The organism is Bradyrhizobium sp. WSM3983 (genome assembly GCF_000473045.1).
Lineage (GTDB): Bacteria > Pseudomonadota > Alphaproteobacteria > Rhizobiales > Xanthobacteraceae > Bradyrhizobium.
The window spans coordinates 96,386-111,567 of record NZ_AXAY01000010.1 but is presented as its reverse complement, the minus strand read 5'-3'; the positions used below and the strand labels follow the sequence as shown (position 1 = coordinate 111,567).

The 15,182-nt window shown below is 63.4% G+C and carries 14 protein-coding genes and 1 pseudogene; 4 read left to right on the top strand and 11 right to left on the bottom strand.

All coding sequences use genetic code 11. The features are described 5' to 3' along the window. Nucleotides 1–9: 9 nt before the first annotated feature. From YUA_RS0118085 to YUA_RS0118070, 4 genes are all read right to left on the bottom strand, one after another. Entirely contained in the window at nt 10–816 is an 807-nt protein-coding gene (locus YUA_RS0118085; RefSeq protein ID WP_027531968.1) for an SDR family NAD(P)-dependent oxidoreductase, read from the bottom strand. Nucleotides 817–894: 78 nt separating this feature from the next. Further along, a complete protein-coding gene (locus YUA_RS0118080; RefSeq protein ID WP_027531967.1) occupies nt 895–2,187 on the bottom strand; it encodes a TRAP transporter large permease in 1,293 nt (430 codons plus the stop codon). Further along, nucleotides 2,178–2,726, bottom strand: a complete 549-nt coding sequence (locus tag YUA_RS0118075) for a TRAP transporter small permease (RefSeq protein WP_027531966.1) — start codon at nt 2,724–2,726, stop codon at nt 2,178–2,180. Before YUA_RS0118075 ends, YUA_RS0118080 begins: the two co-directional genes overlap by 10 nt. A 64-nt stretch (nt 2,727–2,790) precedes the next feature. Further along, the gene (locus tag YUA_RS0118070) at nt 2,791–3,762 is read right to left on the bottom strand and encodes a TRAP transporter substrate-binding protein (protein WP_027531965.1); all 972 of its coding nucleotides are present in this window, start codon (nt 3,760–3,762) and stop codon (nt 2,791–2,793) included. A gap of 613 nt (nt 3,763–4,375) precedes the next feature. Here YUA_RS0118070 and YUA_RS0118065 point away from each other — a divergent pair. Beyond that, nucleotides 4,376–5,152 (top strand): cyclase family protein, encoded by a 777-nt coding sequence (locus YUA_RS0118065; RefSeq protein WP_027531964.1) that lies wholly within the window; start codon nt 4,376–4,378, stop codon nt 5,150–5,152. A gap of 10 nt (nt 5,153–5,162) precedes the next feature. Here the strand turns inward: YUA_RS0118065 and YUA_RS0118060 are convergent, their stop codons facing one another. Continuing rightward, entirely contained in the window at nt 5,163–5,891 is a 729-nt protein-coding gene (locus YUA_RS0118060) for a Crp/Fnr family transcriptional regulator (RefSeq protein ID WP_027531963.1), read from the bottom strand. A gap of 254 nt (nt 5,892–6,145) precedes the next feature. Continuing rightward, nucleotides 6,146–6,859, bottom strand: coding sequence for a helix-turn-helix domain-containing protein (locus YUA_RS0118055; RefSeq protein ID WP_027531962.1), 714 nt, complete (start codon nt 6,857–6,859; stop codon nt 6,146–6,148). Between the two features lie 154 nt (nt 6,860–7,013). On the opposite strand from YUA_RS0118055, the gene YUA_RS0118050 reads away from it, so the two are divergent. Further along, on the top strand, nt 7,014–7,331 hold the full coding sequence (locus YUA_RS0118050) for a cytochrome c (RefSeq protein ID WP_027531961.1): 318 nt from the start codon (nt 7,014–7,016) through the stop codon (nt 7,329–7,331). Nucleotides 7,332–7,344: 13 nt separating this feature from the next. Here the strand turns inward: YUA_RS0118050 and YUA_RS0118045 are convergent, their stop codons facing one another. From YUA_RS0118045 to YUA_RS0118035, 3 genes are read right to left on the bottom strand one after another with little or no spacing between them, the layout of a single operon-like run. Continuing rightward, nucleotides 7,345–8,448 (bottom strand): ABC-type transport auxiliary lipoprotein family protein, encoded by a 1,104-nt coding sequence (locus YUA_RS0118045; RefSeq protein ID WP_027531960.1) that lies wholly within the window; start codon nt 8,446–8,448, stop codon nt 7,345–7,347. A 3-nt stretch (nt 8,449–8,451) separates the two neighbouring features. Next, entirely contained in the window at nt 8,452–9,222 is a 771-nt protein-coding gene (locus YUA_RS0118040) for an ABC transporter ATP-binding protein (protein ID WP_027531959.1), read from the bottom strand. Between the two features lie 2 nt (nt 9,223–9,224). Then, on the bottom strand, nt 9,225–10,361 hold the full coding sequence (locus YUA_RS0118035; protein ID WP_027531958.1) for an ABC transporter permease: 1,137 nt from the start codon (nt 10,359–10,361) through the stop codon (nt 9,225–9,227). Nucleotides 10,362–10,542: 181 nt separating this feature from the next. On the opposite strand from YUA_RS0118035, the gene YUA_RS0118030 reads away from it, so the two are divergent. After that, entirely contained in the window at nt 10,543–10,812 is a 270-nt protein-coding gene (locus YUA_RS0118030) for a hypothetical protein (protein ID WP_027531957.1), read from the top strand. Continuing rightward, nucleotides 10,813–11,301: a hypothetical protein gene (locus tag YUA_RS0118025; protein ID WP_027531956.1), complete on the top strand. Its 489-nt coding sequence runs from the start codon at nt 10,813–10,815 to the stop codon at nt 11,299–11,301. A gap of 10 nt (nt 11,302–11,311) precedes the next feature. Here the strand turns inward: YUA_RS0118025 and YUA_RS0118020 are convergent, their stop codons facing one another. Together YUA_RS0118020 and YUA_RS51065 are read right to left on the bottom strand one after the other, a co-directional pair. Then, on the bottom strand, nt 11,312–14,002 hold the full coding sequence (locus tag YUA_RS0118020) for a bifunctional acetate--CoA ligase family protein/GNAT family N-acetyltransferase (protein ID WP_027531955.1): 2,691 nt from the start codon (nt 14,000–14,002) through the stop codon (nt 11,312–11,314). A 69-nt stretch (nt 14,003–14,071) separates the two neighbouring features. Next, nucleotides 14,072–14,943 (bottom strand): annotated as a pseudogene (locus tag YUA_RS51065) (IS630 family transposase). Nucleotides 14,944–15,182 lie beyond the last annotated feature (239 nt).

The window sequence follows — 15,182 nt, the reverse complement described above, 5'->3', positions numbered from 1 at the left end:
ATGCGAACCTTACTTGGGCAGCTGGGTGAGACCGGTCGGCGGGCCGTCGACCCCGGTCCAGCCGCCATCGACGAACAGCGTGCTGCCGCTGACATAGCTCGCAGCATCCGAGGCGAGATAGGCCACCGCCGTCGCGACCTCGTCGGCGCTGCTCCAGCGGTTGAACACGGTGTGGCCGGCGTAGAGATTGTAGATGTCGGAACGCTGCTTGAACGGGCTGGTCAGCGCGGTCTCCACGATGCTCGGCGCGATCGCGTTGACGCGGACGCCAGCATGACCGACCTCGGAGGCAAAGCCCTTCACCAGCAGGCCGATCGCCGCCTTGGTCGAGCCGTAAACGCCGAGGCCCGGCTCGATGGTCACCGCACGAACCGAGGAGCAGGCAATGATGCTGCCGCACTTCTGCTCGACCATGATGCGGCCAAACGCCTGGAAGAACCAGACCGTGCCCTTGACGTTGAGGTTCAGGACGCGGTCGAGATCCTCCTCGGTGTAATCGAGGATCGTCTTGCGGATGTTGAGCCCGGGCGTGGTCACGGCGATATCGAGCCGCGAGAATTTCTGCATCACGGTTTTGGCGAGCGCATTGACGTCCGCAGCGCTCGCGGCGTCGCATGCGGCAGCTTCCGCCCAGCCGCCCTTGTCGCGGATGCCCGCGGCCGTCGCCTCTGCCGCGTCAAGCGCGCGATCGGCGCAGACGACGCGGGCACCGAGCCCGGCCAGCGCCTCGGCCGACGATCTGCCGATGCCCGACGCGGCGCCGAGCACCACGGCCGTCTTGCCGGTGAGATCGAAGAGCTTGCGATAATCAGTCACGGACAGATTCTCCCTGTTGCTGTGACGCAAACTATCGCAAGCGCGGTTCGCCGGCCAATGCCGGCGAACGCACGACAGCTATCCCTTGTATCCCATCAGCAGGCGGGGCAGCCACAGCGAGAAGGCCGGAACGTAAGTCACGAACATCAGCGCTGCGATCAGGGCGGCGTAGAACGGCAGGATGGTGCGCATCACCGCGCCGACCGAGATGCCGCCGATGGCGCAGCCGACAAACTGCGTCGTTCCGACCGGCGGGGTGTTCAGCCCGAGGGCGCAGTTGATCAGCATCAGCATGCCGAACTGCACCGGGTCCATGCCTGCCTTCATCGCAATCGGCAGGAAGATCGGGGTGCAGATCAGGATGGTCGCCGCCATGTCCATGAACGTGCCGAGCACGAACAGGATCACATTGATCAGCAGGAAGATGACCCAGGGCTGCGTCGACACCTTGCTCATCAGGTCGCCGGCGAAATCGGCCACCTCGTAGAGTCCCATCAGATACTGGAACATGGTGGAGACGCCGATCAGCAGCAGCACCACGCCAGTCGTCTTCACAGCCTTCGCCGCCGCCCGCAGGAAGTTCGGCAAGGTCATGCTGCGGTAGATGAAAAACGTCAGCAGGATCGTATAGGTGACCGCGACGGCCGCGGATTCAGTGGCCGTGAAGACGCCCGACAGAATGCCCGCCAGGATGATGCCGACGATCAACAGGCCCGGCAGCGCGGCCGCGAACGAGCGGAACACCTCGGCCCAGCCCGGGAACTTGCCGGCCGGATAGCCGCGCTTCACCGCGACGGCGTAGGCGGCGACCAGCATGCACACCATCAGCACGAGCGCCGGCAGGAGGCCGGCCGCGATCAGCGCGCCGATCGAGACCTTGCCGCCGGCGGCGAGCGCATAGATGATCATGTTGTGGCTGGTCGGCATCAGCGCGCCGACCAGCGAGGCGTGGGTGGTGACGTTGACGGCGTAGTCGGTGTCGAACCCTTCCTTTTTCATCATCGGGATCATCACCGCGCCCATCGCCGACACGTCGGCCACCGGCGAGCCGGAGACGCCGCCGAACAGCGTGCAGGCGACCACGTTCGACATGCCGAGGCCACCGCGGATGTGTCCGACGAGATTCTTGGCAAGCTGCACGATCTTGTCGGCGACACCGCCATGCAGCATCAGCTCACCGCTGAAGACGAAGAACGGAATGGCCAGGAAGGAGAAGATGTTCATCCCCGACATCATCTGCTGGAAGATGACGGCGACCGGCAGGCCTTCGTAGAGGATGGTGCAGATCGCCGAGAGGCCGATCGCAAAGGCGACCGGTACGCCGAGGACCAGGAAGCCGAAGAACGTGGCGCCGAGAATAATCAGTTCCATGAGGGGACGACCTCTTCGCCGCGCAGGAGAGCAATGATGTGCTCGATTGAGAAGGAGACGATCAGGACGCCGGAGGCGATCAGCGGCACGTAGCGGACGACCTCGGGCAGGCCGAGATTGGGGATCTTCACGGTCCCGACCGAGGCGCCGAGGATCCAGCCGTTGTAGACCATCGCAACGCCGAAGAGCGCCACCAGGATGTGGATCACGAGCTCGATCTTCTCGCGTACACGATCCGGAAGCATCACCAGCAAGCTGTCCATGCCGATGTGCCCGGCATCGCGCACCCCGACGGCGGCGCCGATCAGGGTGACGTAGAGGATCAGCACCAGGGCGAGGTTCTCGGTCCAGGTCGGGCTCGAGTTGAGGATGTAACGCCCGAACACCTGATAGAACACGATGCTGACGATGACGAGCAGGCCGGTCACCGACAGATACATGCCGAGCCGAGCGACGACGGCATTGATCCGCGACAGCAAGCCGGTAGACGGGCGCCCTTCTACCTCCTGCTCGTGGCTTGCGACGTGAGGGTCTGTCATCATCGTCTCCTTGCGAGGACCCGGTGCCGCCTCGCGGCGACGCCGGACCCGACGCGCTGTGGTCTTACTTCGTGGCCTGGATGCGCTTGACGAGGCTCTGCAGCTTGTCGTCGCCGGCGAACCTGGCGTAGACCGGCTTCATCGCGTCGACGAATTCCTGCTTGTTGGCGATGGTGACGACCTGAACGCCTGCTGCCTCGACGGTCTTGCGGGACGCCTGCTCACGCTCGTCCCAGAGCTTGCGCATGACGGGCACCGATTCCTTGGCCGCCTTGCGGACCATCGCCTGATCCTCCTTGCTGAGCGTATCCCAGACCTTCTTGGACATCACGAGGACTTCGGGCGCCAGCGAGTGCTCGGTGACGTTGTAGAACTTGGCGGCCTCGAAGTGGCGCGAGGATTCGTAGGAAGGCCAGTTGTTCTCGGCCGCGTCCACCAGACCAGTCTTGAGGGCGGTGTAGACCTCGCCATACGGCATCGGCGTCGGGTTGGCGCCGAGGCTCTGGATCATGCCGACCCAGAGGTCGGACTGCTGGACGCGGATCTTCAGACCCTTGACGTCCGCGAGCGACTTGATCGGTGCCTTGACGGTGTAGATGGACCGGGCGCCGCTGTCGTAATAGGCCAGACCGATCAGCCCCGCAGGCTCCATGGCCGCCAGGATCTCATCGCCGATCGGCCCGTCGAGAACGGTACGCATGTGCTGGGTGTCGCGGAAGATGAAGGGCAGGCACAAGGCGACGGTTTCCGGCACGAAATTGTTCAGTGGGGATGCGTTGATCCGCATCATGTCGAGCGCCCCGATCTTGAGCTGCTCGATGGTGTCCTTTTCCGAGCCGAGGGCTCCGTTGGGAAACACCTTCACGCCAAGCTTGCCGCCGCTCGCGGTCGCGAGCTGCTTGCCCATGAACTTGACGGCTTCGACGGTCGGATAGTCGGCCGGATGGACGTCGGCGGAGCGGAAATCGCGTGCGGTCGCGAGCGGCGCCGAGACCGTCAGTGCAGCGGCTGCGATGATACCGATTAGTGTCTTCATCTGGGGTTTCCTCCTGAGTTGATTATGTCGTCGTTGAGCACGTGCTGCGGGCCGCCTTGGGTCGCTCCACTTCAGGTGTGAAGTCAAGCGCTACAACTGCACCACCTTCGTAGGATTGCGCGGCGGAGTCGAGGGGGTTAGGCGAATGGTAATCTCTGTCGGGGACAGTGCGACGCTCATCGCGCCCGCTCCAGCGGGGGACCTGTGCGGCAAGTGCCGGCTCCCCGGCAATCGGGCCGCGTCACCGGCCAATGCCGAATGCGCGGTAACGATGCTCATCGTATCCATGGACGTTCCTCTGGTTTTGTGCTCGACCGCTATTGATTGCGGCTTGGAGTTTGGGGCGAGACGATCGCCTCATCCTGGACGAACGCGCCGCATCGGCGCGATATCGCCAACGTCGTCCCTAGGGCTGGCGGCATTCTGAGTCCAAGCCAAATGCGGCATTGATCGATGCTGGAGTTGCATTGATCGACCACGCGGCACCCCAGCGGACAATCGGCAAATAGTCCCGTTTTTCCGAAGACATCGGCGCGGGAGCGTTACTTGACGTCGGCGGCAGAGCGCCCTCAAGATGCTCCGAAACAGAACGGACCATCTCGAGGGAATGCCCATGCCGCGGAAGCTGATCGATATCTCCGTGCCGTTGCAGAACAACGTGCCGGCCGATCCGCCGGGCAACCATCCGACGATCCATTACATCGATCACCAGCAGGGCCTGCCCCGCATGCTGCAGTTTTTCGACGGGCTCAAGGCGGAAGACCTGCCCGATGGCCAGGGCTGGGCCGTCGAGCAGGTCTCGCTGTCCACGCACAACGGCACGCATCTCGACGCGCCCTGGCACTTTCATCCGACCATGAATCGTGGCGAGCGGTCATGGACCATCGACGAGGTCCCCCTGGAGTGGTGCTTGCAGCCCGGCGTGAAGCTCGACTTCCGGCATCTACCGGATGGCTATGTCGCAACCGCCGACGACGTCGAGAAAGAGCTCAAGCGCATCGGCCACACGCTCTCGCCGCTCGATATCGTCGTCGTGAACACCAGCGCCGGCGCAAAATTCGGCCAGGCGGATTACGTCAACTCGGGCTGCGGTATGGGCTATGACGCCACCATGTACCTACTCGAGCGCGGCGTGCGGCTGACCGGCACCGATGGCTGGAGCTGGGACGCACCGTTCGTCTACACCGCAAAGAAATATGCAGAAACAAAAGATGCCGGCCTGATCTGGGAAGGCCACAAGGCGGGACGGCACATCGGCTATTGCCATCTCGAGAAGCTGCACAATCTCGAGCAATTGCCTCCGACCGGGTTCACGGTCTCATGCTTCCCGGTGAAGATCGAACGCGCCTCTGCGGGCTGGACCCGCGCGGTCGCCATCATCGACGATTAGACTAGCAAGCTCACTCGCCGCCGAGGCCACTTTCGGCAAGCTCTCGCAGCGCATCGGTGTCGAGCACGACGATGGCGCCATGCTCGAGCCGCACCCAGTTCCGTCCGGCCCAGGCGCGCAATTGCTTGTTGATGCTCTCGCGCGTCATTCCCACCATCTCGCTGATCTCCTGCTGGGTGATCGCGAGTGTGCCGCTGCCGGAGTCGAACTTGCGCTCCTCTGTCAGGCCGAGCAGCGCGCTCGCCAACCGGCCGGGCAGATTCTGCAAGATCACCTGCTCGACCTGCTGACTGGTCCAGCGCAGCCGCGCGCAGAGCAGTTCGATGAATTTCATCGCCAGCGCCGGCTGACTCTTCACGAACGGCAGGAAGTCGCGGCGATCGATGATGTAGAGCTCGCAATTGGTGTTGGCGGTCGCATCCGCCGACCGCGGCGCACCATCGAGCACGGCGATCTCGCCGAAGATTTCTCCGGGACCGATCAGATTGAGAATGGCGTTCCGACCGTCTGGCGACGAGGAGGAGATCTTCACTGTTCCCGTGACCACCGCGAACAGGTTGTTGCCGGGATCGCCCTTGGCGGCAATCGTCGCGCCACGCTTGACCGTGGTGTGCTTGGCGTAGCGGCAAAGCTGGTCGAGCGCTTCCGGATCCAGATCTGCGAAGATCGGATGCTTACGCAGAACCGATAGTTTGTTGCCCGATTGCTGCCGGGGATCGCCGGTCTTGTCCTGAGGCACGCCGGGACTCCTAAGACTGCGAGGCACTGGAGTTCCTGCGTAGTCAACGTTAGCAGGCTTTTCAACCGGAAAGCAAAGACACAGTTTGAAGCAAGTGCTGTTAAAATGCCACGATTGCACCACGAATCCGCATCCGTTGGGTGCGCTAGTGCGCTTACGACCATGCAGAGTTGCAAGGACAGCAAGTCACAGTTGGACTGGAACAGGCGGAATTGCCTTGGAATCGCGGCGGAGCGCTCCGGCGGCGCCAGGATTCAGGCCGCAACCAGTGCCTCGACCCGTGCGCGATCGCGCAGGCCGATCCCACCGTGGACGATCTCGATCGCTCCGTGCCGTTCCAGCTTGGTGAAGGTGCGGCTGACGGTTTCGATGGTCAGGCCGAGATAGTCCGCAATGTCCTGCCGGCTCATCGGAAGGGGGACCATGTTCGACGATCCCTTGAGCGAAAACAGCCGCTCGCGCCAGCCGAGCAGAAACGTCGCGACCTTTTCGTCCGCTGAGCGACGGCCGAGCAGGACCATGTGGTCGCGGGCCTGGCTCAACTCGCGAATCGCCAGCTCGTTGATCCGCCTGAGCAGATGTGGCCGGTCCTCGATGAAGCGACCAAAGGGCGCCTTGGCGAACTGGCACACGGTCACCGCGCCAATCGCATCAGCCGAGAAATTGTGGCGGCCGGATATATTCATCCCCAGGAAATCGCCAGGGAGCGCGAAGCCCACGATCTGCCGCCTTCCGTCGGGCAGCAATTTGTAGAGCCGCATTACGCCTTCGAGGAGATTGTAGAACGAGGTCGCGATGTCCTCCTCGGAGAACACGGTCTCTCCCGTGGCGAAATGGACGCGGCACCCGAGGTGCTCGAACTCCCTGAGCTCGGCCGGGTCCAGCGACGAACAAACCGCGAAGCCGCGGACCGCGCAATCGCTACAAAAATGCCCATTCGGCTCGATCGTCGTCACGGAAGCCCTCATCCACCGCTCCAAGCGTCACCGGACCTCCGCACCTGACAGAGTCCAACGCGCGGAGTGCATTTGACTGCAACGTGCCAAAGTCGATTGACGCAGATCAATTTTGGCGCCCACTCCCGCCCTATTCTGTGTCGAGAGTTCGACGGGACCAATTTCCATGCTGCTAACCGCGTTGCGCCGCGGCCTGATCGGGCTGCTTCTGATCACTCCCGCTTTCGCAGCGCCGACCGCCGAGCAACGCGGCAAAGCCTATGCGCGGGCCAATTGCGCGCGCTGTCATGCGATCGACCGTCGCTCCGAAAGCCCGCTCAAGACCGCGCCGCCGTTCAGGACCTTGCACCAACGCTACCCGATCGTCTCCCTCGAGGAAGCGCTCGCCGAGGGCATCTATACCGGCCACGCCGACATGCCCGCTTTCGAGCTCGATCCGGACCAGATCCACGACCTCCTCTCCTACCTCAAGACGCTCGAATAGCCTAGCGGCGGCATCACACCGCCTGCACCGTCCAGCCGATCAGTTCCTTGGCGACGCGCGCGAAGGCCGCGTCGAACGCTTCAACCGCGGCAGCCGGCTCGATCCTGTCGAGCTTCTCGCTCGTCTCGGCGAGCCGTGATGCGATCACCTTGCCGTTCTTGTCGACGATCCGCGCCGACAGTCCGATCTCGACCCGGGTCTCGCCTTCAGTGGCAATGCGAAAGCGCCTGATGTCGATCAGAAGCTGATAGTCCGCTTGTCCCAGGTCAGTCGTCCGCAGCGGGGCGTGGGCGATATCGTAATTCTCGAAGCTGTCGATCAGCCGCGCCTGCACCAGCTTTGGAATGCTGTCGGCCCACAGGAAGTCGGCAAAGCCCTGGTTGTCGCCAACCGGCGCGAACAGCATGCGTTGCGTTTGAAGCATCGCGACCGCGGTCGGCTCTGGAATGGCCAGCGACGCCGAGAGCGTCCTGTCGGCCGACCCGAGATTTTGCGGCGTGCGGAGATCATAGGTGATCTTCCGCGCGGGCGCGCCGCCGCCGGTCATTTTCTCGAGGCCTGCCAAAATGCCGTCCAGCTTGGCGGTGTTACGCGCAAGGCCATCGGAGAATGTCTTGAAATTGGCAATGGTGTCCTTGAGCGGGCCGGAATTGTCCTCCAGCACTGTGTCGACGCGGCGCAATGCATCGCGCGCCGCCTGAGTCATGCTCTGGCCCGCGCCGGCTTCGGCGATCAACGTCAGGGGCTCGCCGGATTTGGCGACGATCACGCCGCCCTCCAGCGTCACCACCGGCACGCCGGTCAGCCCTTGGAAATCGAGCCCGACCTTGGAGTCGGGACGCACCGGCGTCGTCGAGGCAACCGAGATCGTCGCGTTGACGAAGCGCGGATTGTCAGGCGCGAGACCAAGCTGCGTCACCTCGCCAACACGGATGCCGTTGAACAGCACGCCGGCGCCGACCAGCAGACCCGGCACCGGCCCCTGGAACTGCACGTGGTAATTCGTGCGCGGCCCGATGCCGCCGGTGTTGCTCAGCCAATAGACGAAGCCGAACACCGCAAGGATCGCGGCCAGCACGAAGCTGCCGATCAGCACGTAGGGAGCGCGGGTTTCCATGTCTCATCTCATCTCGTGTTGAAGCATCTGCGAGCGCTTGCCGTGGAAATAGGCGCGCACCCAGGGATGCTCGGATTGCAGCAGTTCGCGCATCGGGCCGATTGCCACGATCCTGCCGTCGGCGAGCGCGGCCACGCGATCGCAGACCGTTGTGAGGCTCGCGAGATCATGGGTCACCATGAAGACGGTGAGCCCCAAGGTCTTTTGCAGCGTCCTGATCAGAGCGTCGAAATCCCCGGCGGCAATCGGATCGAGGCCGGACGTCGGCTCATCGAGAAAGAGGATCGGCGGATCAAGCGCGAGCGCGCGTGCCAGCGCCACGCGCTTGGTCATGCCGCCTGACAGCTCTGACGGATATTTGTCGCCGTCCTGCGCACGCAGCCCGACCATCTCGAGCTTGGCGATCGCGATCTCGTCCATCAACTCCTGCGACAGCAGGAGATTTTCGCGGAGCGGAAATTGCACGTTCTGCCGGACTGTCAACGAGGAGAACAGCGCGCCCTGCTGGAACAGGATGCCCCATATCGCTGCCCGGCTGCGGTCATGCGCGCCATCGATCGGCCGTCCCATAACTTCGATGGTCCCGCTACGACGCGGGATGAGGCCGATGATGGTGCGCATCAGCACCGACTTGCCGCCGCCGGACGCCCCCACCAGCCCGAGGATCTCGCCACGGCGGACATCGAGCGACAAATGATCGAGCACAGTCTGGCGACCGAAACCGACCACGAGGTCATGGACGCGGATCGCGAACTCGTCCTGAGGCTCGGGCATCGTCACATTCCGATTGAGGCGAAGAAGATCGCGAACAGGCCATCGAGCACGATCACCAGGAAGATCGACTTCACCACCGACGTGGTCGTTTGCCGACCGAGCGACTCCGCGCTGCCCTTGACGCGCAATCCCTCGCTGCAGGCAACGATGCCGATCACCAGCGCCATGAACGGCGCCTTCAGGATGCCGACCTCGAAATGGGTGACAGAGATGGCCTCATGCAGCCGCGCGATATAGATCGCCGGCCCCATGTCGCCGTAGAATTGCGCGACCAGTCCGCCGCCATAGAGCGCGGCAATCGATCCGATGAACGCGAGAATTGGCAGCGCAATGACGAGCGCAGCCACGCGCGGCAGGATCAGGACGTCGACAGGATCGAGCCCCATGGTCGAGAGCGCGTCGATCTCCTCGCGCATCTTCATCGAGCCGAGTTCGGCGGTGTAGGCGCTCCCTGAACGACCGGCCACCATGATGGCGACGATCAACACGCCGAGCTCACGCAGGACGAGGATGCCGACCATGTCGACGGTGTAGGATTCCGCGCCGAACCTGCGAAAATGGAAGAAACCCTGCTGGGCAATGATGGCGCCGATCAGGAACGTGATCAGCACGACGATGGGAATCGCCTGGAAACCGATCCGGTTGAGCTGATAGACCAGCGATGTCAGACGCAGCGAGCGGGGCCTGCGCACGATTCCGATCACGGCCATGAACAAAGCGCCCAGCATTTGCAGAAAGATCGCGACGTCTTCGCGAGCGCCGACTGTAGACTTACCGAGATCGCTGAGCCTGAGCAGGACCGGGTTGGGCGCTGCTGCCGGCGCCAGCGTATGACGGTTGACCTGCCTCACCTCCTCCAGCAGGCCGCTGAAATGATCGGCCACGCCGACGATCTCGGCCGGCCTTCCAGATGATGCAGCCTTGCGCGACAATTTCTCCAGGATCCAGGCACCGAGCGTGTCGAGCGCGCTGATGCCCGACATGTCCAGCGTCACGGCTCTCGATCGATCGACATCCACCCCGACTGATCGGGAGAGGGTTTCAAGCTTTGCTACATTGGCCGCGATCCACGGCCCCTCAGGCCGCAATTCGAGCGCATCACCGGACGGGGTTGCCAGGAGCAGAGGTTCCGAATTCACGCGCATATCCTCATGGGACGACCGGCCCCAATGGTTGTGTTCTAGGCCGGCTTGGAGCGGCTCGATTGACCTGCCTCAAGCAGACTTGCCTCAAACACAGGTCCGCTCTCGCCCCCTTGACCCAAATCAATGGCCTTCAGGCCGGCCAGCATAGGCTCCCGCCATTGAATGGAGACCGCCAATGTTCGACACCGGCAGAATGAACGACGAGCTGAATGCGCTGAAGATCGACGTCACACGTCTGCTGAGCGCCGCTGGCGAGTTCGAGACGTCGAAAGACCGTGCCGATGCGCTCGCCGATCAGATCAAGGCCGCGCTGGCCGAACTTGGCGAAACCATCGGCGAGGAGCAGGAGCAGCTCCATGATCTCATTACCGAGCGCCCTGTCGCCTCGCTCGCATCCGCCTTTGCACTCGGCGTGGTCGTCGGCTTCATGCTGAGGAGGCACTAGGTGAATACCGAGAATGTGGTCAAGCATCTGCGCGCCCTGTGGCGCACGGACAGGATCATCGCGGATATCAGGCTCCGCCATTTGCTGATCGGGCTCGGTCTGCGGGCCTTCGCGGCACTGATCGCCGCATTAGGGCTCCTGATGCTGGAGCTGTCGGCCTATTTTGCCCTGGTCCAGATCTGGAGCGCGATCGCCGCAGCCGCCGTTCTCGGGGCGATCAACTTCGCCATCGCCGCGGTCCTTTTCATCGTCGCCGGACGCCCACCCTCAGGCCGCGACATCGAGCTTGCCAATGAAATTCACGGCACGTCGATCGAGGCCCTCCAGGTCGAAGCCCGGGCGTTCCAGGCTCAATTGACCGGCGCGGTTCATCATCCGCTCAGCACGATCGTGCCGGTGCTGGTGCCGCTGATCGCGATCGTCGTCAAGAACATGCGGAAGACGGCCGGGGAGTGCGCCACAGACGCATCGTCCGAAGCGCGCTCGTAGCCGGTGCGCCTCAGAGCTTCAGCCGGACGTCGCAGATGTCAGGCTCTGTCGGGTCCGGCTTGATCTCAAAGCCGAGCTGCCGGCACATCTCGAGCATCACGACGTTTTCCTTGAGCACGTCGCCCGAGATGGTCTTGAGCCCTTCCGACTTGGCGTAGTCGATGATCAGCTGCATCAGGGCCCAGCCGAGCCCCCTGCCCTTGAGGTCGGACCGCAGCAGGATCGCGTATTCGCCGCTCTCGTAGACCGAGTCCGAGTGAAGCCGCACCACGCCGACCATCTCGTTCTTCTCATCGAACGCAATAAACGCCATGGCGCGCGCGTAATCGAGCTGGGTCAGACGTGCGATGAACTCATGCGTAAACTCCTTCATCGGCGCGAAGAAGCGCAAGCGGAGATCGTGGGGCGTGACATGGCGCAGGAATTCGTGGATGGTCGGCTCGTCCTCCGGACGCAGGGGCCGCACGAAGATGCGCCAGCCGTCCTTGAGCGCAAGACGGCGCTCCCATTGCGACGGATAGGCGCGGACGGCGAAATTGGCGGGACCGGAGCCCGCAAACTTCCGCTGCGGCGGCGCCACCGCGACGCGGGCATCAACAGCAGTTGCGCCGGTTTCATCCGCGAGCAGCGGATTGATATCGAGCTCGCGGATTTCGGGGATGTCCGTCGCCATCTGCGCCAGCTTGACCAGCACCAAGGCGACTGCGTCCTGCTTGACGGCCGGCACGTCCCGGTACGCGGGCAACAACCGCGACACACGGGTGCGCTCGATCAGGTCACGGGCGAGCTGCAAATCGAGCGGCGGCAGCGCCAGGGCCTTGTCGTTGATGATCTCCACGGCCGTCCCGCCGCGGCCGAACACGACGACGGTGCCGAAAGTCGGATCGTCGGCGAGGCCGAGGATCAGCTCGCGCGCCTTGGCCTTGACGACCATGGCTTGCACGATGACGCCATCAATGCGGGCTTCCGGCCGCAGCTTCTTCGCGCGGGCGAGAATATCGACAGCCGCCGAGCGCACTGCAGCCGGCGTGGTCAGATTGAGCACGACACCGCCGACATCGGACTTGTGCACGATGTCGCGCGACATGATTTTGAGCACGGCTGTCGCCCCTTGCGCGAATATCTCATCCGCATGGGTGACCGCCTGCTCGACATCTGCGGCCGCATAGGTCGGCACCATTGCGATGTCATAGCACCCAAGCAGATGCTTGATCTCGACGGGCTCGAGCCATTTTCGGCCATCGGCGATGGCCGTCGCAACGATCTGCCTCGCAGCCGCGACATCCGGCACGAACGTATCCGGCATCGCCGGGGGGACCTGGCTCAGCTCGTCGACCACCTCACGATGCCGGACCAGATGCATGAAACCGCGCACCGCGTCGTCTTCGGTCGGATAGTTCGGAATGCCGGCGCCGGACAGCGTCGCAATGATCTCCTGATCGGCTCCGACCCAAGCCGCAAGCACTGGCTTGGCCCAACTGTGATGCTTCTGGCGATACTTACCGACAAGCTCGGTCACGGTCGTCGCGATCGCGGCGGCCGAGGCGATCGCGGTCTGCACGTTGAGCACCAGGACCGCATCATTGCCGGGATCGTCGAGCAGCACCTGCAGCGCCGCGGCATAGCGCGACGCATCGGCGTCGCCGACGATATCGACGGGATTGGCGCCGGACCAGGTCGGCGGCAGCACCGCGTCGAGCTTCACGCGCGTCTCCGGTGTCATCGGCGCGGGAATTCCGCCAAGGTCCGCCAGCCGGTCGACCGCCAGGACACCGATGCCGCCACCATTGGTCAGAATGGCGAGGCGCTTTCCCGCAGGCGATCCGATCCGGCCGAGCGTCTCGGCACAATCGAACAGCTCGCGCAGATCAGATACCCGGAGCACGCCGGCGCGGCGGAAGGCCGCGTCATAGACCGCGTCCGCACCTGCGAGCGCACCCGTATGCGTGGCGGCCGCCTTCGCACCCTGCGCCATGCGGCCGGACTTCACCACGACGACGGGCTTCACGCGCGCCGCAGCGCGCGCCGCCGACATAAATTTCCGCGCGTCCTTGATGGCCTCGATATAGAGCAGAATCGCGCGGGTCTTGTGGTCCATCGCGAAATGGTCGAGCAGGTCCGCGATATCGACGTCGATCTGATCCCCAATCGTGACAATGCCCGAGAAGCCGACACCACGCTGCGCGGCCCAGTCCACCATGCCGGCCGCGATCGCGCCCGACTGCGAGATCAGCGCGAGGTTTCCCGCTCCCGGCATGTGCGCCGCGAAACTCGCATTCAAGTTTGCGCCGGGCATCATGATGCCCAAGCAATTGGGGCCAATCAGCCGCATGCCGTATTTGCGGGCCGCAACGACCGCCGCTTCCTGGAGCGATCCCGGGCCATGACCGAGTCCCGCGGAGACGATCAGCGCGCCGGCCGAGCCGCGACGGCCGGCCTGGTCGATGATCTCAGGGACCTCCCGCGCCGGCGCGGTGATGACGACGAGCTCGGGCACGAACGGCAGGTGTTCAAGGCTGCTTACCGACGCCACGCCGCCGATCTCGGCATGACGCGGGTTGACCAAACCGAATTGCCCCTTGAATTCCGCCTTGCGAATGTTTTCCAGGACCGCGCGTCCGACCGAGACCGGGCGGGAGCTTGCGCCGACCAGTGCAACGGATCCGGGCGACAACAGATTTTTCAGCCGATAGGTTGACATGATGACAATCATGAGTTCGGGTGCGGACCCGACAGTTGTGATGCTAGCCCGGATATGGGGCGAGCGCACCTAGTGTCCTGAACCGGAAGTTTGTAGCACCCCGTCGCATTCTGCTTGGGCATTGTAGCAGCAGAAGCGCTCGATGGAAGCAAGGAGGTCATCGGCGGACTTGGTCCATCGGATCAGTTTGGGATCGGCGTTGTGTCGGTCGATGAACGATGTGATATCAGTCCTGAGGGCAGCGACGCTGCGATAGAGGCGGCGCCTATCCTATAGGTAAGGAGGCGAAGAAGCGTTCGACTTCGTTGAGCCATGACGAACTGCTCAGGGTCGGGTGTACGTGCCAGCGGAGCCTTTTAGCCAGCCATCTTTGGATCAGTGGGGTTTTATGCGTGACGCAATAATGCATGACGAGAGGGATGTCGAGTTCGTGCGGCACGGCGGCCTCGATCTCGTCGAGGAATTTGGGAACCCGGAAGCACGGTGGCCCGGTGACCCATCCGGTCGCAATATCGAGGGCAGCGAACATATGGTGCCGTGCCTCGCGTAGTCATGGACGAAGTTTGGATTGGTGGAAAGCTTGAACGTCTCCACCCGATGCGGCAGGAGCCCGAAGGCCCGCCAGATGCGTTGCACCGTCGACACCGACAGGTCGCTAGCCTTCGCCATGTCGCGGGAACTCCAACGGGTGGTGTTCTCGGCGCAACAGTGTCCTCACGATCACGGCTTCGATGCGAGCATCGTCAATCGTGAGCAGCGCTCCGGAGCGCGGCTCGTCATGCAGCCCGTCCCCGCGCCGCTCCACAAACGGTTGCCGCCGCTTACTGGCCGTCGCCGATCGAGGCCCAGCTTGGCCGCCACTTCCTTGTTCTGACTGCCTTCCGCGCAGGTCAGCAGGATACGGGCTCTCAAAGTCAGCGCCGCGCCGTCTTCCGCCGCATCGCCAGCGACTCCAGTTCGCCCCGGTCGTCATCGCTCAATGTCAAGGGCCCAAGTGCTGGACCGCCATCAGAAACTCCGTCGCTGCTGCAGCCCCCGTCTTGGTGCAGCGACGCGAACCTACTGCCATCTACCATTGCGAACCTGTGACTCGGGACACTAGATTGTAGGCAAGCGCCGATGAAATGAGTAAACGAACCTCGATCATTGTCCTGCGAATTCGAGCGCCAACGCGGAAAGC

Coding starts and splice junctions, on each gene's coding strand:
- YUA_RS0118020 (WP_027531955.1), bottom strand. CDS start 14,002: ATGTCAACCTATCGGCTGAAAAATCTGTTGTCGCCCGGATCCGTTGCA.
- YUA_RS0118050 (WP_027531961.1), top strand. CDS start 7,014: ATGCTGCTAACCGCGTTGCGCCGCGGCCTGATCGGGCTGCTTCTGATC.
- YUA_RS0118055 (WP_027531962.1), bottom strand. CDS start 6,859: ATGAGGGCTTCCGTGACGACGATCGAGCCGAATGGGCATTTTTGTAGC.
- YUA_RS0118080 (WP_027531967.1), bottom strand. CDS start 2,187: ATGGAACTGATTATTCTCGGCGCCACGTTCTTCGGCTTCCTGGTCCTC.
- YUA_RS0118070 (WP_027531965.1), bottom strand. CDS start 3,762: ATGAAGACACTAATCGGTATCATCGCAGCCGCTGCACTGACGGTCTCG.
- YUA_RS0118045 (WP_027531960.1), bottom strand. CDS start 8,448: ATGGAAACCCGCGCTCCCTACGTGCTGATCGGCAGCTTCGTGCTGGCC.
- YUA_RS0118065 (WP_027531964.1), top strand. CDS start 4,376: ATGCCGCGGAAGCTGATCGATATCTCCGTGCCGTTGCAGAACAACGTG.
- YUA_RS0118075 (WP_027531966.1), bottom strand. CDS start 2,726: ATGACAGACCCTCACGTCGCAAGCCACGAGCAGGAGGTAGAAGGGCGC.
- YUA_RS0118040 (WP_027531959.1), bottom strand. CDS start 9,222: ATGCCCGAGCCTCAGGACGAGTTCGCGATCCGCGTCCATGACCTCGTG.
- YUA_RS0118030 (WP_027531957.1), top strand. CDS start 10,543: ATGTTCGACACCGGCAGAATGAACGACGAGCTGAATGCGCTGAAGATC.